17 protein-coding genes are annotated in these 16,454 nt (G+C 75.6%); 11 read left to right on the top strand and 6 right to left on the bottom strand.

Annotated elements, in window-relative coordinates:
* The first annotated feature begins 17 nt into the window (after window positions 1–17).
* A complete protein-coding gene (locus OU787_RS01030; protein WP_030462562.1) occupies window positions 18–851 on the top strand; it encodes an inositol monophosphatase family protein in 834 nt (277 codons plus the stop codon).
* Window positions 852–897: 46 nt separating this feature from the next.
* A complete protein-coding gene (locus tag OU787_RS01025; protein WP_442788397.1) occupies window positions 898–1,494 on the top strand; it encodes an NADPH-dependent F420 reductase in 597 nt (198 codons plus the stop codon).
* 131 nt (window positions 1,495–1,625) lie between these two features.
* Here the strand turns inward: OU787_RS01025 and OU787_RS01020 are convergent, their stop codons facing one another.
* Window positions 1,626–2,555, bottom strand: a complete 930-nt coding sequence (locus OU787_RS01020; RefSeq protein ID WP_268658195.1) for a LysR family transcriptional regulator — start codon at window positions 2,553–2,555, stop codon at window positions 1,626–1,628.
* A gap of 111 nt (window positions 2,556–2,666) precedes the next feature.
* Here OU787_RS01020 and OU787_RS01015 point away from each other — a divergent pair, with 111 nt between their 5' ends.
* The 6 genes from OU787_RS01015 to OU787_RS00990 all read left to right on the top strand — a co-directional run bounded on the left by OU787_RS01015 (window position 2,667) and on the right by OU787_RS00990 (window position 8,927).
* Window positions 2,667–3,650: a fumarylacetoacetate hydrolase family protein gene (locus OU787_RS01015; RefSeq protein WP_268658194.1), complete on the top strand. Its 984-nt coding sequence runs from the start codon at window positions 2,667–2,669 to the stop codon at window positions 3,648–3,650.
* Window positions 3,647–4,648 (top strand): cyclase family protein, encoded by a 1,002-nt coding sequence (locus OU787_RS01010; protein ID WP_268658193.1) that lies wholly within the window; start codon window positions 3,647–3,649, stop codon window positions 4,646–4,648. The genes OU787_RS01015 and OU787_RS01010 overlap by 4 nt, the downstream gene beginning before the upstream one ends.
* Window positions 4,649–4,770: 122 nt before the next feature.
* A complete protein-coding gene (locus OU787_RS01005) occupies window positions 4,771–5,904 on the top strand; it encodes an FAD-dependent oxidoreductase (protein ID WP_268658192.1) in 1,134 nt (377 codons plus the stop codon).
* A complete protein-coding gene (locus OU787_RS01000) occupies window positions 5,901–6,893 on the top strand; it encodes an amidohydrolase family protein (RefSeq protein ID WP_268658191.1) in 993 nt (330 codons plus the stop codon). The genes OU787_RS01005 and OU787_RS01000 overlap by 4 nt, the downstream gene beginning before the upstream one ends.
* Window positions 6,894–6,918: 25 nt before the next feature.
* Window positions 6,919–7,854 carry a VOC family protein gene (locus OU787_RS00995; RefSeq protein ID WP_030462569.1) on the top strand — a complete coding sequence of 312 codons (936 nt, stop codon included), beginning with the start codon at window positions 6,919–6,921 and terminating at the stop codon, window positions 7,852–7,854.
* 104 nt (window positions 7,855–7,958) lie between these two features.
* Window positions 7,959–8,927: a fumarylacetoacetate hydrolase family protein gene (locus tag OU787_RS00990; RefSeq protein ID WP_268658190.1), complete on the top strand. Its 969-nt coding sequence runs from the start codon at window positions 7,959–7,961 to the stop codon at window positions 8,925–8,927.
* Window positions 8,928–8,997: 70 nt separating this feature from the next.
* On the opposite strand, the gene OU787_RS00985 is transcribed toward OU787_RS00990, so the two are convergent.
* Entirely contained in the window at window positions 8,998–9,129 is a 132-nt protein-coding gene (locus OU787_RS00985; protein ID WP_268658189.1) for a hypothetical protein, read from the bottom strand.
* Entirely contained in the window at window positions 9,126–9,998 is an 873-nt protein-coding gene (locus tag OU787_RS00980; RefSeq protein ID WP_268658188.1) for a hypothetical protein, read from the bottom strand. The genes OU787_RS00985 and OU787_RS00980 overlap by 4 nt, the downstream gene beginning before the upstream one ends.
* Window positions 9,999–10,233: 235 nt before the next feature.
* Between OU787_RS00980 and OU787_RS00975 the strand changes: the two genes are divergently transcribed.
* Window positions 10,234–10,812 (top strand): hemerythrin domain-containing protein, encoded by a 579-nt coding sequence (locus OU787_RS00975; protein ID WP_268658187.1) that lies wholly within the window; start codon window positions 10,234–10,236, stop codon window positions 10,810–10,812.
* Between the two features lie 161 nt (window positions 10,813–10,973).
* On the top strand, window positions 10,974–12,101 hold the full coding sequence (locus OU787_RS00970; protein ID WP_268658186.1) for a carboxylate-amine ligase: 1,128 nt from the start codon (window positions 10,974–10,976) through the stop codon (window positions 12,099–12,101).
* A 32-nt stretch (window positions 12,102–12,133) separates the two neighbouring features.
* Here the strand turns inward: OU787_RS00970 and OU787_RS00965 are convergent, their stop codons facing one another.
* From OU787_RS00965 to OU787_RS00955, 3 genes are all read right to left on the bottom strand, one after another.
* Window positions 12,134–13,318: an amidohydrolase gene (locus OU787_RS00965; RefSeq protein WP_268658185.1), complete on the bottom strand. Its 1,185-nt coding sequence runs from the start codon at window positions 13,316–13,318 to the stop codon at window positions 12,134–12,136.
* Window positions 13,319–13,406: 88 nt separating this feature from the next.
* On the bottom strand, window positions 13,407–14,636 hold the full coding sequence (locus OU787_RS00960) for a PP2C family protein-serine/threonine phosphatase (RefSeq protein WP_268658184.1): 1,230 nt from the start codon (window positions 14,634–14,636) through the stop codon (window positions 13,407–13,409).
* 413 nt (window positions 14,637–15,049) lie between these two features.
* The gene (locus tag OU787_RS00955) at window positions 15,050–15,991 is read right to left on the bottom strand and encodes a PfkB family carbohydrate kinase (protein ID WP_268658183.1); all 942 of its coding nucleotides are present in this window, start codon (window positions 15,989–15,991) and stop codon (window positions 15,050–15,052) included.
* A gap of 226 nt (window positions 15,992–16,217) precedes the next feature.
* Between OU787_RS00955 and OU787_RS00950 the strand changes: the two genes are divergently transcribed.
* Window positions 16,218–16,415, top strand: a complete 198-nt coding sequence (locus OU787_RS00950; protein WP_030462577.1) for a hypothetical protein — start codon at window positions 16,218–16,220, stop codon at window positions 16,413–16,415.
* The last annotated feature ends 39 nt before the right edge of the window (window positions 16,416–16,454 follow it).

The raw sequence follows: 16,454 nt of genomic DNA, 5'->3' as shown, positions 1-16,454 counted from the left end.
TGCAAGGGAGTTCCACCATGTCCGAATCGGTTCAGACGGCCGACATCGCTGTGACCGCCGACTCTGTGTCCGACGCCGATCTGCTCGACCTGACCGCCGATGCCGTGCGTGCGGCGGGCTCGGTGCTGCGGGAGCGTTTCGGGGAGGTGGCCGCTTACCGGACCCGTGAGGAGTTGATGGGTGCGCTCGCCGCCAACGACGACGCGGCCCTGGCCGTCCTGCGCCCCCGGCTGACGGGCCTGCGCCCGGGCGCGGGCTGGGTGGAGGACGAGCTGGACGGTGGGGCGCTGCCACCGGGTGAGTGGTGGGTCGTGGATCCGGCCGAGGGCAACGTCAACCACCTGCACGCCCTGCCCGAGTGGGCGGTGACCGCCACTCTCGTGCGGGACAACCGGCCGCAGCTCACCGCGGTCCACCTGCCGCTGACCGGCGAGACCTACACGGCGCTGGCCGGTGCGGGCGCCCGCCTCGACGGCCGCCCGCTGCACGTCTCCCCGACCGCGGACCTCGGCCTGGGCCTGGTCGCCACCAGCCAGGCCCGGCCCGACGAGGACGAGGACGTCGTGCGGCGCATCGGCTCCTCGATCACCGCGATGCTCCTTGACGCGCTCGTCGTGCGTGTCGCCGTGCCCGCGACCCTGCACCTGCTGAACGTGGCCGCCGGCCGGCTCGACGCCTTCTGGCAGTTCGCCGGCGCCCGCGCGGACCTGCTGCCCGGCGCGCTGCTCGTCACCGAGGCCGGCGGACGGATCACCGACACCGACGGCCGCCCCTGGACCCCGAAGAGCGAGAGCTTCCTGGCTGCCGCGCCCGGCGTCCACGCCCAGGCCGTCACCACGCTCTCCCGCTGACCACCCATCACCCACCCGCACCCACCTGCCCAAGGAACGGAACGCCATGACCACCATCGCAGTCCTCGGAAACGGCCGCGTCGGCGGCAACCTCGCCCAGGCCCTCACCCGCGCCGGTCACCACGTCACGGCGGTGGACCGCACGCCGGGCGCCGCCGCCGAGGCCGCCGCCGCGGCACGGATCGTCATCAACGCCACCCCCGGCGCCGGCTCGCTGGAGCGCCTCACCGCCCTGCGCGACGAACTGCGGGGCAAGATCCTCGTTGACGTCTCCAACGCCACCCTCGACGGACCGGACGGACTGCCCGCCGACCTGATCTACCCCGGCTCCAGCCTGGCCGAGCAACTCCAGGAAGCGCTCCCCGAAACGCACGTCGTCAAGACCCTCAACACCATGCTCTTCCCCGTGATGACCGCGCCCGCCGCCCTCGCCCAGGCGCCGACCGCCTTCCTGTCCGGCGAGGACCCGCAGGCCAAGCAGGCCGTCCGCGAACTGCTCACCGACCTCGGCTGGCAGCAGGAATGGATCACGGACCTCGGCGGGATCCGGACCGCCCGCGCCACCGAGGCCGCCATCCTGTTCGTCCCCCACGTCATCCGAGCCAGCGGCTTCACCCCCTTCGCCATCTCGATCACCCGCTGAGAACCCGGGACGGTGCACGGACAGGGCCGTGGCAGAGCCGTCCGGTGCTGTCGCCGGTGCTGTCGCCGGTTGCCGAGCAGGACCGGACGGTCGGGTGAACGTCCGTCAGGCATCCGACGGTCGAACGCCCGTCAGACGTCCGGCAGTTGACTCCCCGGCTGCTGGAGTCCGGCGCCGACCCGGGCGGCGGTCCCGCGCAGCCACTGGTGGGCGGCGTCCTGGGCGTGGGCGGGGTGCCACCACAGGGCCTCGGTGAGGGGGACGGGGTCGAACGGGCAGGGGAGGGTGCGGACGCCGCCGTGCGGGACGAGGAGGGTGGCGAGGCGTTCCTGGATCAGGGCGATCCGGCGGGTGCCGGCCACCATGGCGGGCAGCAGCTGGAAGGTCCCGACGGAGACCTCCACCCGCGGTTCGACGCCGAGCAGGGCGAGTTGGCGGGTGGCGGGGGTGTCGTGGGTGCGCTGGTAGACGGCCCAGGGGAGGCGGGACAGGTCGTCCAGGGACAGGGCGTCGGCGACCTCGGGGTGGTCGTCGGCGACCAGACAGACCCAGCGGTCGGTGTACAGGTCGAGGAAGGGGTAGCCGGTGATCACGCCGTGCGGCAGCAGGAGCCCGTCGGCGGCGCCGAGGAAGTCGGTGATGGAGTCGACCAGGGTGGGGCCGACCTGCTGGAAGCGCAGCCGGATGCCGGGGGCCTCGGCGTGCAGGGCGCGGGCGAGGCCGGTGCCGAAGACGGCGGCGGCGTAGTCGGAGGAGAGCAGGGTGAACTCGCGCTCGGCGGTGGCCGGGTCGAAGGACGCCTGGCAGGTGAAGACCCGTTCCAGCAGGTCGCAGGCGGGGCCGGTCATGGTGAGCAGCGCGGCGCCGAGCGGGGTCAGGGTGTAGCTGTTGCCGGAGCGGGTGAGCAGTTGGTCGCCGAAGTGCTTGCGCAGGCGGGCCAGGGCGGCGCTCATCGCGGGCTGGCTGAGCCCGACGCGCGCTCCGGCCCGGGTGACGTTGCGTTCCTCCAGCAGGGCGCGCAGGGCGGGGACCAGGTTGAGGTCGAGGGTCGCGAGGTTCATCGGGGGCCGCCCCGCCTTATCCGTCCGGTGGATGCCTGTCATCAGCACAATCGATTTCCATGATTGCCGTGCCGGGGCCAGATTAGTCGCAACGCATCGAGAGGAGACCTCGTGGCAACACCGGCGCGACCCTGCGGCCCCTTCGCCCTCGGCACCTTCGCCGACGGCGGCGGCGCGCCCTTCCCCGGCCTGGTCGCCGACGGCCGGGTCCTGGACCTCCGCGACCACCCCGCCCTCGGCCGCCCCGCCACCACCCGCGACCTGCTGGAGCGCTGGGACGAGGCGCTGCCCGTCCTGCACGGCCTGGCGGCCCGGACGGACGGCGCCCGGCGCCCCGTCGAGGAGCTGCGCACCCTCGCCCCGGTCGAGCCCCGGCAGTTGCTGCAGTCCGGCGCCAACTACCGGCAGCACGTGATCGACCTGGCGGTCGCGCACCGCCCCGCCGACGACCCGCGCCCCGTCGAGCAGGCCCGCGCCGAGATCGGCGCGATGATGGACCGCCGGGCCGCCGAGGACCAGCCGTACGTGTTCATCGGCCTGCCGTCCTCGATCACCGGCCCCTACGACGACGTGCTGCTGCCGCACTGGTGCACCAAGCCGGACTGGGAGTTGGAGCTCGCCGCCGTGATCGGCGCCCCCGCCTACCGGGTCACCCCCGAGCAGGCGCTCGGGCACGTCGCCGCGTACACCATCGCCAACGACCTGACCGCCCGCGAACTGGTCTTCCGCCGCGACATGCCGGAGATCGGCACCGACTGGCTGCGCTGCAAGAACGCCCCCGGCTTCACCCCGCTCGGCCCCTACCTGGTGCCCGCCGCGTTCGTCGGCGACCCCGCCGACCTGCGGGTCACGCTCAAGCTCAACGGCGAGACCATGCAGGACGAGTCCACCGCCGACATGCTCTTCGACGTGGCGCGGATGGTCTCCTACGCCTCGCAGACCACCCGGCTGCTGCCCGGCGACGTGGTCCTCACCGGCAGCCCGGCCGGCAACGGCATGCACTGGGGCCGCTTCCTCGCCGACGGCGACGTCATGGACGGCGCCATCACCGGCCTCGGCGCCCAACGCACCCGCTGCGTAAGGGAGTCGGCGTGAACGACCTGGACCGCACCGACCTGGACCGCTCCGACCTGGACCGCTCCGATCCCGAGGGCGCGATAGCCGCGGCCGCGAAGGCGTACTCCAACTGGGGCCGCTGGGGCGCCGACGACCGGCTCGGCACCCTCAACTTCCTCGGCGAGGACGAGCGCAGGGCCGCCGCCGGGCTGATCCGGCAGGGCGTCAGCTTCTCGCTCTCCCAGCGCTTCGACATGGACGGCCCGCAGCGCGGCTGGCGGCGGCGCACCAACCCCGTGCACACCATGCTCGACACCGGCACCGACGCGGCCGCCGGACTGCAGGGATTCCCGCACGGCATCGGCGGCGCGGACGACGTGATCGCGATGCCGCTGCAGTGCTCCACCCAGTGGGACGGCCTCGGCCACATCTTCGACCACGGCAGGGCGTGGAACGGCCGCGACGCCGCCACCACCGTCACCGCCGCGGGCGACCAGGTCACCGGCATCGAGCACATGGCCCACCAGATCGCCGGACGCGGCGTGCTCCTGGACGTCGGCCGGGCGGTCGGCACCGACGGCGAACTGCCCGACGGCTTCGCGGTCACCGAGGCGCACCTGCGCGCCACCGTCGAGGCCCAGGGCCCGAGTTCGGCCGTCGGCCGCGGCGACCTCGTCGTGGTCCGCACCGGGCAGCTCAGCCGGGCGCGGCGCGAGGGCTGGGGCGAGTACGCGGGCGGAGCGGCGCCCGGCCTGTCGTTCACCACCGCCGGGTGGCTGCACCGCAGCGAGATCGCCGCGATCGCCACCGACACCTGGGGCTTCGAGGTCCGCCCCAACGAGTTCGACCACGCCTTCCAGCCGCTGCACCAGGTCGCCATCCCCCACCTCGGCCTGCTGATCGGCGAGATGTGGGACCCGGACGCCCTCGCCGCGCACTGTGCCGCCGACGGCGTGTACGAGTTCTGGCTGACCGCCGCCCCGCTGCCGATCACCGGCGCGGTCGGCTCCCCGGTCAACCCGATCGCCGTCAAGTAGCCTCCCCGCCCGGCCGGTTCGGCCCGCCCGCCACCCGGACCGCCGTTGACCGGACCCATTCCTTCTCCTCCCCCCGTTCGCCGCGCGACGAGGCGCGGCCCACCCGCCAGGGAGCACCCCCCATGACCACCCCCAGCGTCCGTTCGGTCCTGGTGATCGGCGGCGGCACCGCCGGCAACGGCCTCACCGTGCTGCTGCGCCGGGCCGACATCGCCGTCGACCTGATCGAGGCCACACCCGACTGGAACGTCTCCGGCTCCGGAATCACCTTGCAGGGCAACGCACTTCGCGCTCTGCGCGAGATCGGCATCTGGCCGCAGGTCTGCGAGTCCGGCTTCGCGTTCGACTCGGTCGGCCTCACCGCGCCCGACGGCACCGTGCTGCACGTCGCCCGCGACGTGCGCACCGGCGGCGAGGACCTGCCCGCCACCGTCGGCATGCAGCGCCCCCGGCTGCAGGAGATCCTGATCGACGCGGTCCGGGCGTCCGGCGCGCACGTCCGGCTCGGCATCACCGCCACCGCCCTGCACGGCGACGCCGACGGCGTGAACGCCGAGTTCTCCGACGGGAGTTCGGGCCGCTACGACCTGGTGGTCGGCGCGGACGGCATCTCCTCCGCGACCCGCGCGATGATCGGCATCACCGAGCGCCCCGAGCCGACCGGTATGGCGATCTGGCGCACCCCCGCCCCGCGTCCCGCCGGCGTGGAGCGCACCGACCTGAGCTACGGCGGCCCCGCGTACATCGCCGGGTACTGCCCGACCGGCCCCGACACCGTCTACGCCTACCTGGTCGAGCCCAAGCGCGACCGCGCCACCATCGACCCCGCCGCCTACGCCGAGGAGATGCGCCGCCTCGCGGCCGGGTACGGCGGCCACTGGGAGCAGATCGCCGCGTCCATCACCGACCCGGCGCAGGTCAACTACACCTGGTTCGACCGGCACTTGGTCGAAGGCCCGTGGCACCGGGGCCGCGTGGTGCTGGTCGGCGACGCCGCCCACGCCTGCCCGCCCACCCTCGCCCAGGGCGCCGCGATGTCCCTGGAGGACGCCCTCGTCCTCGCCGAACTCCTCGCCGGGGACGAGGAGTTCAGCGAACAACTGCTGCTCGACTACCACGCCCGCCGGCTGCCGCGGGTGCGGATGGTGGTGGAGAACTCCTGCCGGTTGGGCCAGTGGCTGATGGACGGCGTCCGCGATGCCGACGTCCCCGGCCTGATGGCCCGCACCACCGCCGTCCTGAAGGAACTCCCTTGACCCACAAGACCGTCGATGTCCACGCCCACCTGCTGCTGCCCGAGGTCGAGGCCCTGGTCGCCGGACAGCCCGGCCTCGCGCACGCCAAGGCACTGGACGCCCGCCGCAACGGCCCCAAGGCGCTGTCCGTCAACGGCCCGATGGTCGCCGCCCGGATCCCGCTGCTCACCGACCCGGCCGCCCGGCTCGCCGCCATGGACGCCCAGGGTGTCGACGTGCAACTGGTCTCCCCGTCGCCCTCCCACTACCACTACTGGGCCCACGAGTTGACGGCCCGTCAGCTCTGGGTGGCGGCGCACACCGCCACCGCCGCGCACTGCGCCGCCGCCCCCGACCGGCTGCGCGGCCTCGGCCTGGCCCCGCTCCAGCACCCGCACCTGGCCGTCGAAGCCCTCGACCACGCGCTGTCCCTCGGCCTGCTCGGCGTCGAACTCTCCAGCCACGCACCCGGAGTGGAACTCTCCGACCCGGCCCTCGAACCGTTCTGGGCCCGGGCCGCCGAGACCGGCGCGGTGCTGTTCCTGCACCCCTTCGGCTGCACCCTCGACGAGCGCCTCGACCGCTGGTACCTGTCCAACACCGTCGGCCAGCCCACCGAGAACGCCGTCGCCCTCTCCCACCTGATCTTCTCCGGCGTCCTCGACCGCCACCCCGCCCTGAAGATCCTCGCCGCGCACGGCGGCGGCTACCTGCCCACCCACATCGGCCGCTCCGACCACGCCTGGCGCGCCCGCCCCGACGCCCGCGGCTGCGCGCACGAACCCAGCTCCTACCTACGCCGGCTGTACTTCGACTCGCTGGTCCACGACCCTTGCGTGCTGAGGGAGTTGGTCCGGGCCGCCGGAGCCGACCGGGTGCTGCTCGGCTCCGACTTCCCGTTCGACATGGGCACCGAGGACCCGCTCGCCGCCCTCGCCGCGGCCGAACTCCCCGATGCCGAGCTGGCCGCCGTCCGCGGCGCCAACGCCGTTGCCCTGCTGGGACTTTGACGCCCCCCACCGAGGAGGACCACCCATGAACCGCCTGCTCACCCACCTGCGGCACGTCGACCTCGCCGTGCCCGACTTCGAGAAGCAGCTCGACTTCTACTCCGGCGTCTGGGGCCTGACCGAGACCGCCTCCGACAGCGGGATCTCCTTCCTGGCCGCCGAGGGCTCGCCCGAGCAGTACGTGGTGCGCCTGCGCCGGGCGGAGGAGAAGCGCCTCGACCTGGTCTCCTACGGCGCCGCCACCCCCGCCGACGTCGACACCCTCGCCGAGCAACTCCTCGGCCAGGGCGTCCAGTTGATCACCCAGCCGGGCGGCGTCGACACCCCCGGCGGCGGCTACGGCTTCCGCTTCTTCGACTGCGACGGCCGCACGATCGAGGTCTCCGCCGACGTCGCCGCCCGGCAGCACCGCCGGATCGAGGCCCAGGAGTCGATCCCCGTCCGGCTCTCCCACGTCGTCCTCAACTCGCCCGACCTGGACCGCACCCGCCTCTGGTACGAGCAGCACCTCGGCTTCCGGCTCTCCGACACGCTCAGCTCCCCGCACCTGGGCGAGGTGATGCACTTCCTGCGGATCAGCAACCAGCACCACTCGATGGCTCTCGCCAAGGGCCCGCACACCTCGCTGCACCACGTCTCGTTCGAACTGCGCGGCCTGGACGAGTACATGTACGGCACCGGCCGGGTGCTGCGGGCGGGCGTCCGCAAGATCTGGGGCCCCGGCCGGCACCTGGCGGGCAACAACACCTTCTCGTACTTCCTCGACCCGCACGGCAACACGGTGGAGTACACCACCGAGCTGGAGTCGCTGGACGAGGACACCTGGCACCCGCACGTCTACGACTTCTCGCAGCCCGAGGTCACCGACCAGTGGGGCACCGCCAACCCGATGAGCGAGATCGTCGCCAAGGAGTCCTTCAACGACGTCGACCGCGGCGTCTTCGTCGCACCGCCCGTGTGACATAAAGGCTTTGACGCCCGATCACCGACCAACCCCGGGGACGCGGCACGGCACTCATCCAGCCCTGACACCGCGCCGCGTCCCCGGTCCGAGGGGACCACGCCATGCGCTTCGCCACCTACGAGCACGAGGGCCGCCGCCGCTGCGGCGCGCTCGCCGCCGACGACGACCGCCTGCACCCGCTGCCGGACGGCACCGACCTGCTCGACCTGATCCGCTCCGGCGCCGACGCCCTGCACGCCGCCGGCCGCACCGCCCTGGCCGGCCCGCCCGGCCCGGCCGTAGACGAGGTCCGGCTGCTGCCGCCCCTCCAGCCGCCCACCGTTCGCGACTTCGTCGCCTTCGAGGAGCACGTCGAAGGCGTGCGGCGCAGCGTCAGCGGCGTCGCGGGCGTCCCCGAACAGTGGTACGCCGCGCCGACGTTCTACTTCACCAACCCCTACGCGGTGATCGGCGCCCACGACGACGTGCCGGTGCCGCCCGGCTCGCAGGCCCTCGACTTCGAACTCGAGGTCGCCGCCGTCATCGGCCTCGAAGGCAGCGACCTCACCCCTGAGCAGGCCCGCGACCACATCATCGGCTACACCGTCTTCAACGACTGGTCGGCCCGCGACCTGCAAGCCGCCGAGATGCAGGTCGGCCTCGGCCCGTGCAAGGGCAAGGACACCGCCACCACCCTCGGCCCCTGGCTGGTCACCGCCGACGAACTCGAACCGCACCGCGACGAGGACGGCTTCCTGCGGCTCGCCCTCACCGCGAGCGTCAACGGCACGGTGGTCGGCACCGACCTGCTCTCCAACATGGGCTGGACCTTCGAGGACCTGGTCGCCTACGCCTCGCGCGGCACCACCGTCCGCCCCGGCGACGTGCTCGGCTCCGGCACCATGGGCAACGGCGGCTGCCTCGCCGAACTCTGGGGCCGCAACGGGGCTCAGCAGCCCGCACCACTGAAGGTCGGCGACACCGTCGTGCTCACCGTCCAAGGCATCGGCTCGACCGCCAACACCGTCGTCCCCGGCGCCGCACCGCAACCGATCCCCACCGCCCGCCCCCGCCCCCGGACCCGCCCCTGACGGCCGGACCCGACCACCGCCGGGCACGGCGGGCGTTCAGCGGTGACGGGCGTTCAGCGGTGGCCGGCGTTCAGCGGTGACGGGCCGGGCGGTGGGCCAGCACCAGCGCGAAACCGACCGCGCCCAGGGCGATCAGGGCGACGCCGCTGATCAGCAGGGAGACCGGCGGCCGCCCGCCGTCGGCCGGGGACGGCAGGCTCACGGCCGCGAGGGAAGGGGCCGTCCCGATGCGGGCGTCGGAGGCCGGGGGAGCGGCGGCGCCGCTCCGGGCGGGAGCGGGCGGGGCGTCGACGCCCAGCACCTCGGTGCGGGGGGCGGCGCGCTCGACGCCGACTCCGCCGCGGACGGCTGCGCGGCGGCCGGTGCCCCGGCGGCGGGCGCGGCCGGACGGGTGACCCGGAGGGTGGTGTGCGGGGCGGACCCGAAATCGTCCGCCGAGCCGGACCGCAGCCCGAGCCGGACGTCCACCTGCTGCGCGGCGGCGTCGCCGTCGGTGACGGAGAGCCGGAAGGTGTAGCGGGCGCTCCCGCCCGGTGCGAGGCCGGTGGCGGGCAGGGCGCCGCCACCGCGCAGCGAACGGTCGCAGCCGACCGCCAGCGGGAGGGACTCCCAGCCCGCGGCGGTCCTCACCTGCAGCAGCAACTCGTCGGCCCGCAGGGCCTCCTGCGGGCTCCGGGCGGCGTCGTTGCGGAGGGCGGGCAGCGGGGCGGCGCCGTCCAGGACGGCGGTGCCGGTGTTGCCGATCTCCGCGGTGAACTCGACCGGGGCGCCGCCCGCCACCAGCGTCCGCTCCGCGCCCGGCAGGAGCGCCAGCGAAGCGGCCGGCGCCGACCGCGCGGCGGACGGTGCCGCGGTCGCGGAGCCGGTGCCGGAGTCGGAGTCGGAGCCGGTGCCGGTCGCGGAGGGCGAGGGCGAGGCCGGGGTCTGGGCAGGCGCCGGGGTCGGGGCGGCGGTGGCGGTGGCGGGCGGCCGTTCGTCACAGGCCCAGGCGGAAGGGGCGCCACCGAGGACGAGGGTGGTGCCCAGCGCGGTGCCGGCACCGAGAACGGCGAGACGGGAGTGGACGGGCACGGGATCTCCCCAGGGACGGAAGCAGCGGGCAGCGCGTTCGGCACGCGCGCCCCCCGTCTCCCCGGTGCCGCCCGGAGAATGCCACCCGAACCGCCCCCGCCCGGTCCGGCGGGGCGGACTCCGGCCGGAACGCCGGTCCACCGCCGGGCGGATTCCGGCCGGAACGCCCGTTTGCCGCCGGGGCGGCCGGTGAGACGACCGCGGACAGCGATCCGTCAGCGAGAGGAGTCAGACCATGACCGGCACGACCACCGGGACGGGGACGGGGACGGCGCCGCAGGAGGACGTCGTCGACGTCCTGCTGGCGCAGCACCAGCGGATCCGGGACCTGTTCGCGGACGTCCGCGCCGCGCAGGGCGAGCACAAGCAGCAGGCGTTCGACGAACTGCGGGCGCTGCTGGCGGTCCACGAGACCGGCGAGGAGCTGGTGGTGCGGCCCGCGGCCGAACGCGCGGCCGGGAAGGGCGAGGCGAAGGCCCGCAACGAGGAGGAGGCCGAGGCCAACCGCGCCCTGCTGGAGCTGGAGAAGCTGGACGTGGCGAGCCCCGAGTTCGACGCCGAACTGACCGCCTTCCAGCAGGCGGTGGAGGCCCACGCGCAGTACGAGGAGACGGAGGAGTTCCCCGCGCTGCGGGCCTCCTGCGACGCCGGCCAGCGCCGGGCGATGGGCCGCCGCCTCCTGGCGGCCGAGCGGATCGCGCCGACCCACCCGCACCCGGGCACCGCCGGCAAACCGGCCCTGCAGTGGACGGTGGGCCCCTTCGCCTCCCTGCTGGACCGGGCCAAGGACGCCTTCGCCCACCACCGAGACTGACCCGCCCGACCTGTCCGACCCGCCCGGCCCGCCCGCCCCGCCCGACCTGTCCGACCCGCCCGACCTGTCCGACCCGTCCGGCCCGCCCGCCGCTGCCGCCCCGCCCTCCCGGCGGGGCGGCAGCGCCGATTGGACCCCCCGTTCGGGGGTAGCCGCCGTCCATGGTGACCGTGGGTGTGGAAGAGGAGTACCTGTTGCTGGACGCCGCCACCGGAGTGCCGGTGGCCCGGGCCGAACAGGTCCGGCAGACGGCCGACCGGCAACCTGGGATCGACCGCGGCGAGGTGCAACGCGAGCTGCTACAGGCGCAGTTGGAGGTCGCCACCCCGGTCTGCGAGACGCTCGACGAGGTCGGCGCCCACCTGTCCCGGCTGCGCGGCGCCCTCGCGGAAGCGGCCGCCTCGCACGGCTGCCGGCTGGCCGCCTGCGGCGCCGCCCCCTTCACCGACCGCCTGTCGGTACCGGTCAGCGACACCCCCCGGTACCGCACCATCCACGAGGACGCCCCGCAGCTGACGGACGAACAGCTGATCACCGGCATGCACGTGCACGTCGGCGTCCCGGACCGCGGAGCGGGCGTCGCGCTCCTCAACGGCCTGCGCCCCTGGCTGCCGCTGCTCGTCGCGCTGTCCGCCAACTCGCCGCTGTGGAACGGCACCGACACCGGCTTCGCCGACTGGCGGACCGTGGTCTTCAACCGGTGGCCGGTCAGCGGCGTCCCCCCGCACTTCGACGGCGCCGCCGACTACGACGCCCGGATCCACGCCCTGGTCGACACCGGACTGATCGGCGACGTGGGCCAGCTCTACTGGCAGGCCCGGCTCTCCGAGCGCTACCCCACCGTCGAGATCAGGGCCATGGACGTCCAACTCCGCGTCGACGAGGCCGTCATGCTGGCCGGCCTGGTCCGGGCGGTCGCCGCGACCCTGCTCGCCGACCCCGACCCCGTCCGCGCCGCCGCGTTCCACCCGGAGGCCCTGGCCGCCGCGGTCTGGTACGCCGCCCGCCACGGTTGCACCGAGCGGCTCCACGACCCCCGCACCGGCACCCTGGACTCCCCGCCCGCGGTCGTGGACCGAGTCCTCGACACCCTCGGCCCCGCCCTGCGCCGCCACGGCGACGCCCCGCTGGTCGAACCCCTCCTGAAACGCCTGCTCGCCGAGGGCAACGGCGCGGTCCGCCAGCTCCGCGAACTGCGCCGCGGCGGACGCGCCGGGCTGGTCGACCTGATCAGCAGCGTCACCGACGGCACCGACGACGCCGACCACCCCGGCCGCACCGCCGGGTGAACCGCCGGGCTCGCCGGTGAACCGGGACGGGCCTACCGCGCCCCGGCGGCCTCGTGCCGCTCCCACGCCGCCCGCCGCAGCCCGGCGTCCAGCAGGACGTCCACGGCGGTGCACGCCAGGGCCTCGGTCACGGACAGCAGGACCGACCGGGCCCGCGGGGAGGCCGCCGCGGCGGCGAACTCGGGGGTGTGGTCGGACCCGCTCTCGTCCATGACCGCGACGAACGGGTGGACGGCGGGCACCCGCGCACTGACGTTGCCGATGTCGGACGAGCCCAGCAGCACCCCCGGCCGCGGCGGGGTGAGGGCGATGCCCGCCCGGGCCAGGTGCGCCGCGAAGCGCTCGGACAGCACCGCGCTGTCGCGGAAGTGCTCGTAGCGCACGGTGGCCCGCTCCACCGTCACCGTCGTGCCGGTGGCCGTGGCGACGCCCCCGGCGCAGGTGCGCAGCTGCTCCGCCAGGCGGTCCAGCTCGGCGGTGGTGGCGGCCCGCAGCCCGAACAGGCCCTCGGCGAGGTCGGGCACGATGTTCGTCGCCGTGCCCCCGACCGTGACGATGCCCTGCACGTGCGAGGCCGCCGGGAGCCGCCGCCCCAGCGCGGACAGCACGTTGAACAGCTCGACCAGCGCGGCCAGCGCGTCGATGCCGTGGGTGGGGTCGCCCGTCGGGTGGGCGGCCCGGCCGTGGAAGGCGGCCCGGTACTGCTCCTGCGCGGTCAGCACCGCGTGCGTCCAGTCGTGGACGCCCGGGTGGAACATCAGCGCGGCGTCGACCCCGTCGAACACGCCCGCCTCCACCTCCAGGGCCTTGCCGCCGCCGCCCTCCTCCGCCGGGGTCCCGACCGCCAGCACCGTCCCGGCGTCCGCCGGCAGCACCTCGCGGGCGGCCAGCGCCGCGCCCAGACCGGCCGCCGCGATCAGGTTGTGCCCGCAGGCGTGCCCCAGTCCGGGCAGCGCGTCGTACTCCAGCAGCAGGGCCACCGCGGGGCGGCCCCGGCCCGCCGAGGCGGTGAAGGCGGTCGGCATCCCCGCCACGCCCCGGTGCACCTCGAAGCCCGCCTCCGCGAGCTCGCCCGTCAGCAGCGCGGCGGCCCGGTGCTCCGCGAAGGCGTACTCGGGGTCGGCGTGCAGGGCGAGGGCCGTCCCCCACAGGCGGTCCGCCCGGCGGCGCACCGCCTCCCGGACGCGTGCGTGCAGGTCGAGGTCGGTGTGAGGCACTTGGGCTCCCCGGGGTCGGCGCGTACCGTTCGCCCACCCGTCTGCCACGCAGCGCCGTCCCCACACCTGGGACCGCCCGCGGGCCCGCTCACAGGCACAGCACCACCAGGGCGGTGTCGTCGGTGAGCCCGGTGGGCGGGACGAGGTCGGCGAGCAGGGCGTCGGCCAGCGGGCCGGGCCCGGCGCGGCGGTGGCGGGCCAGCGAGCGGGCCAGCCGGCCGAGGCCGACGTCGATGTCCTCGCGGCGGCGCTCGACCAGGCCGTCGGTGTACAGGACGAGGACGGAGCCCTCGGCGAAGGCCGTCCGCGCCTGGGGGCGTCCGGCGAACTCGGGACGGGCGCCCAGCGGGGGGTCGGTGGCCCGGTCCAGGAAGGCCACCGCCCCGTCCGGGCCGCACAGGGCGGGCGGCGGGTGACCGGCGCTGCTGTAGGAGAGGGTGCGGTCGGACCGGTCGATGAAGACCGACACGGCGGTGGTGTTCTCCGCGCCGTCCACGGAACGGGCGTACCGGTCCAGCACCTCCAAGGCCTGGGCGGGGCCGATGGCGACCCGGGAGGCGGCCGACAGCGCGCTGCGCAGCTGCCCCATCACCCCGGCGGCGCGCAGCCCGTGCCCGACCACGTCGCCGACGGCCACCGCGCTGCGCCCGTCGTCGGGCAGGTCGACCAGGTCGTACCAGTCGCCGCAGACGTTCAGCGCACCGGCGGCGGGCCGGTAGCGGACGGCCGCCCGGTGGTGGTCCGGCGGGCGCAGCGCGGGCAGCATCGCCGCCTGCAGGTGCAGGGCCACCTCCCGTTCGCGGGCGTGGGCCCGGCGCAGGCGCTCGTTGACCTCCTGCAGCTCCCGGGCCCGGCTGTACAGCTCGGCCCCCAGGGTCCGGGTCCGGCCGCTGTCGCGGATGCCGCGGGCCCGGATCAGCTCGGTGACCTCCTCGACCCGGTGCACCAGGAGCACCACCTCCCCGTCCGGGCCGAGGACGGGCACGTTGACCGGGCTCCAGTAGCGCTCCTGCCACTCCCCGGGACGCCCGGGCACCTCCACGTCGTAGCGCTGCAGGGACATGGTGTCGCGCACCCCGGTGGCCGTGACGCGCCGCAGCGAGGCGTGCAGGTTGCGCACGCCGCCGGCCGTCGGGTCGCCGGGGTTGTCCGGGAAGACGTCGAACAGGAACTGGCCGACCACCTGCGCGCGGTCGCGCCCGGACAGCGACAGGTACGCCTCGTTCACCTCCGCGAACACCAGGTCGGGGGTGAGCAGGGCGACCGCGCCCGGCAGGGCCTGGAAGACGGCCCGGTAGTCGATGACGGGTCCGCTCACGATCCACCTGCCGTACGCCGCCGGTTCCCGGTCGGGAGTCCTTCCACGATAGGCACCACCACCCCGCCCGGCCCCCGCACCCGGCCCGGCGGCCCCTGGGGAGCCCGCCGCACGACCGACCGCCCGGCACCGGGGCCCGCCGCACCCGGACGAAGGCCGCCGCCCGGCCGGGGACGCCACCGCGCCGGACCGGACACCCCGCGCCCGGACGGCAGCCGCCGCCCCCGGCCGCGCCGCCACCGGGCCCCGGCACCCGGGGGCGCCCGGGCCCGTTCGAAGTCCGCCACCGCCTCGGCGCCGGGCAGCCCCACCGGCAGGCACAGGGCCAACGCGCCCGTCCCGGCAGCGAGTTCGCGCCCCCGGTGGGGAGCCGGCGCGGCCGCCCGGCGTCGCGCCGATCGCCGGGCCCGTCCTCACCCGCCGGGCAGGCTGTCGGCCGCGAGTCCGGACAGGTCCGGCCGTCCGCCGAGGCGTTGGACGGTCGACCCGGCGGCGGCCGCGGCCAGCCGGCCCGCGGCGGCCACGTCGGGGCCGCGGCGCAGCCCGGTGACCAGGCCCGCGACGAAGGCGTCCCCGGCCCCGGTCGGATCGGCCACCGGCACGTCCGCCAGCGGGAGCAGCAGGTCGCCGTCCGGCCACACCAGCAGGTCGCCCTCGTCGGGCACCGCGAGGGCGACCAGGGCCGGGCCCGCGGCGAGCAGCCGGCGCCCCAGCGCGCGGGTGTCCCGCAGCGAGCGGACGGGACCGTCCGCGAGCAGTTCCGCCTCGGCGGCGTCGGCGCGCAGGACGTCGACCAGGCCCAGCAACTCGCCGCGGACGGCCGGCTCGGGCGCGCCGTCCGCCACCACGCGCGCGCCGCCCCGCCGGGCGAGCCGGGCGGCGGCCAGCAGGGTCGCCGACGGCTGCTGGAGCTGGAGGGAGACGGTGTCGGCGTCCGCGAACGCCGGGCGGGCCCGTTCGAGGTCCTCGACGGTCACCAGGCCCTCCGGCGGGGCGTCCTCCAGCAGGCGGCGGCTGCCCGGCGCGTCGACCAGGTCCACCAGCAGGGCGGTCCGCCCGCGCCGGACGACCGCCGCCGTCTCGATCCCGTCCCGGCCCGCCGCGCGCAGCACCGCGTCGCCCGCCCGGTCCTCGCCCACCACGCCGACCAGGCGCACCGGCACGCCCAGCTGGGACAGGCCCACGGCCTGGTTGGCGCCCTTGCCGCCGAGCCCCTCCCAGCGCTCCCCGGCCCCGACCGACCCGCCGACCCGCGGCAGACCGTCCGTCCGCAGCACCAGGTCCCGTCCGATCTGGCCGACCACCACGACGCACGTGCCGCCCGGCCCGCCGGCCCGCAGGGTGGAGGTCTCCATCGCCGCTCCCGTCCCGTCCGTCGCCGCACGCTCCCCGCTCCGTGACCGGACAACGGGGCCCGGGGCCGCGCCTGCCCGCCCCGCCGAGCACCGAAACGCCGTCGGCCGAGCCGCCGGAACGCCTCCCGCCGGGTCGGGGCGAGAACGGGCCGCTCAGGCGTGCGTGCGCCGCTCCGCGCCGGGCATCCGCGCGGAGAGCCGGAAGAAGCAGCGGAAGGAACCCGCCATGACCGACCCCGACCGGAAGCAGAAGCAGAAGCAGGAGACACCCGACCTGCCGCCCGACGCCGGGACGGAGGTGCCCGACGCGGCCCCCGTCGCCGACGAGGAGGGCCGCGACCCCACCGAGGGCCCGACCTCCGAGCAGAACCGCACCGCCGCGGACACCACCAAGGCCGAGGGCGAGGACGAACCCCCCGACTGACCGCCCAGCCCGCCCGGCGCCCAGCCCGTCCGACACCCA

The sequence above is a fragment of the Kitasatospora sp. YST-16 genome (assembly GCF_026802215.1).
GTDB lineage: Bacteria > Actinomycetota > Actinomycetes > Streptomycetales > Streptomycetaceae > Kitasatospora > Kitasatospora cineracea.
This window is presented reverse-complemented; position numbering and strand designations above follow the sequence as displayed.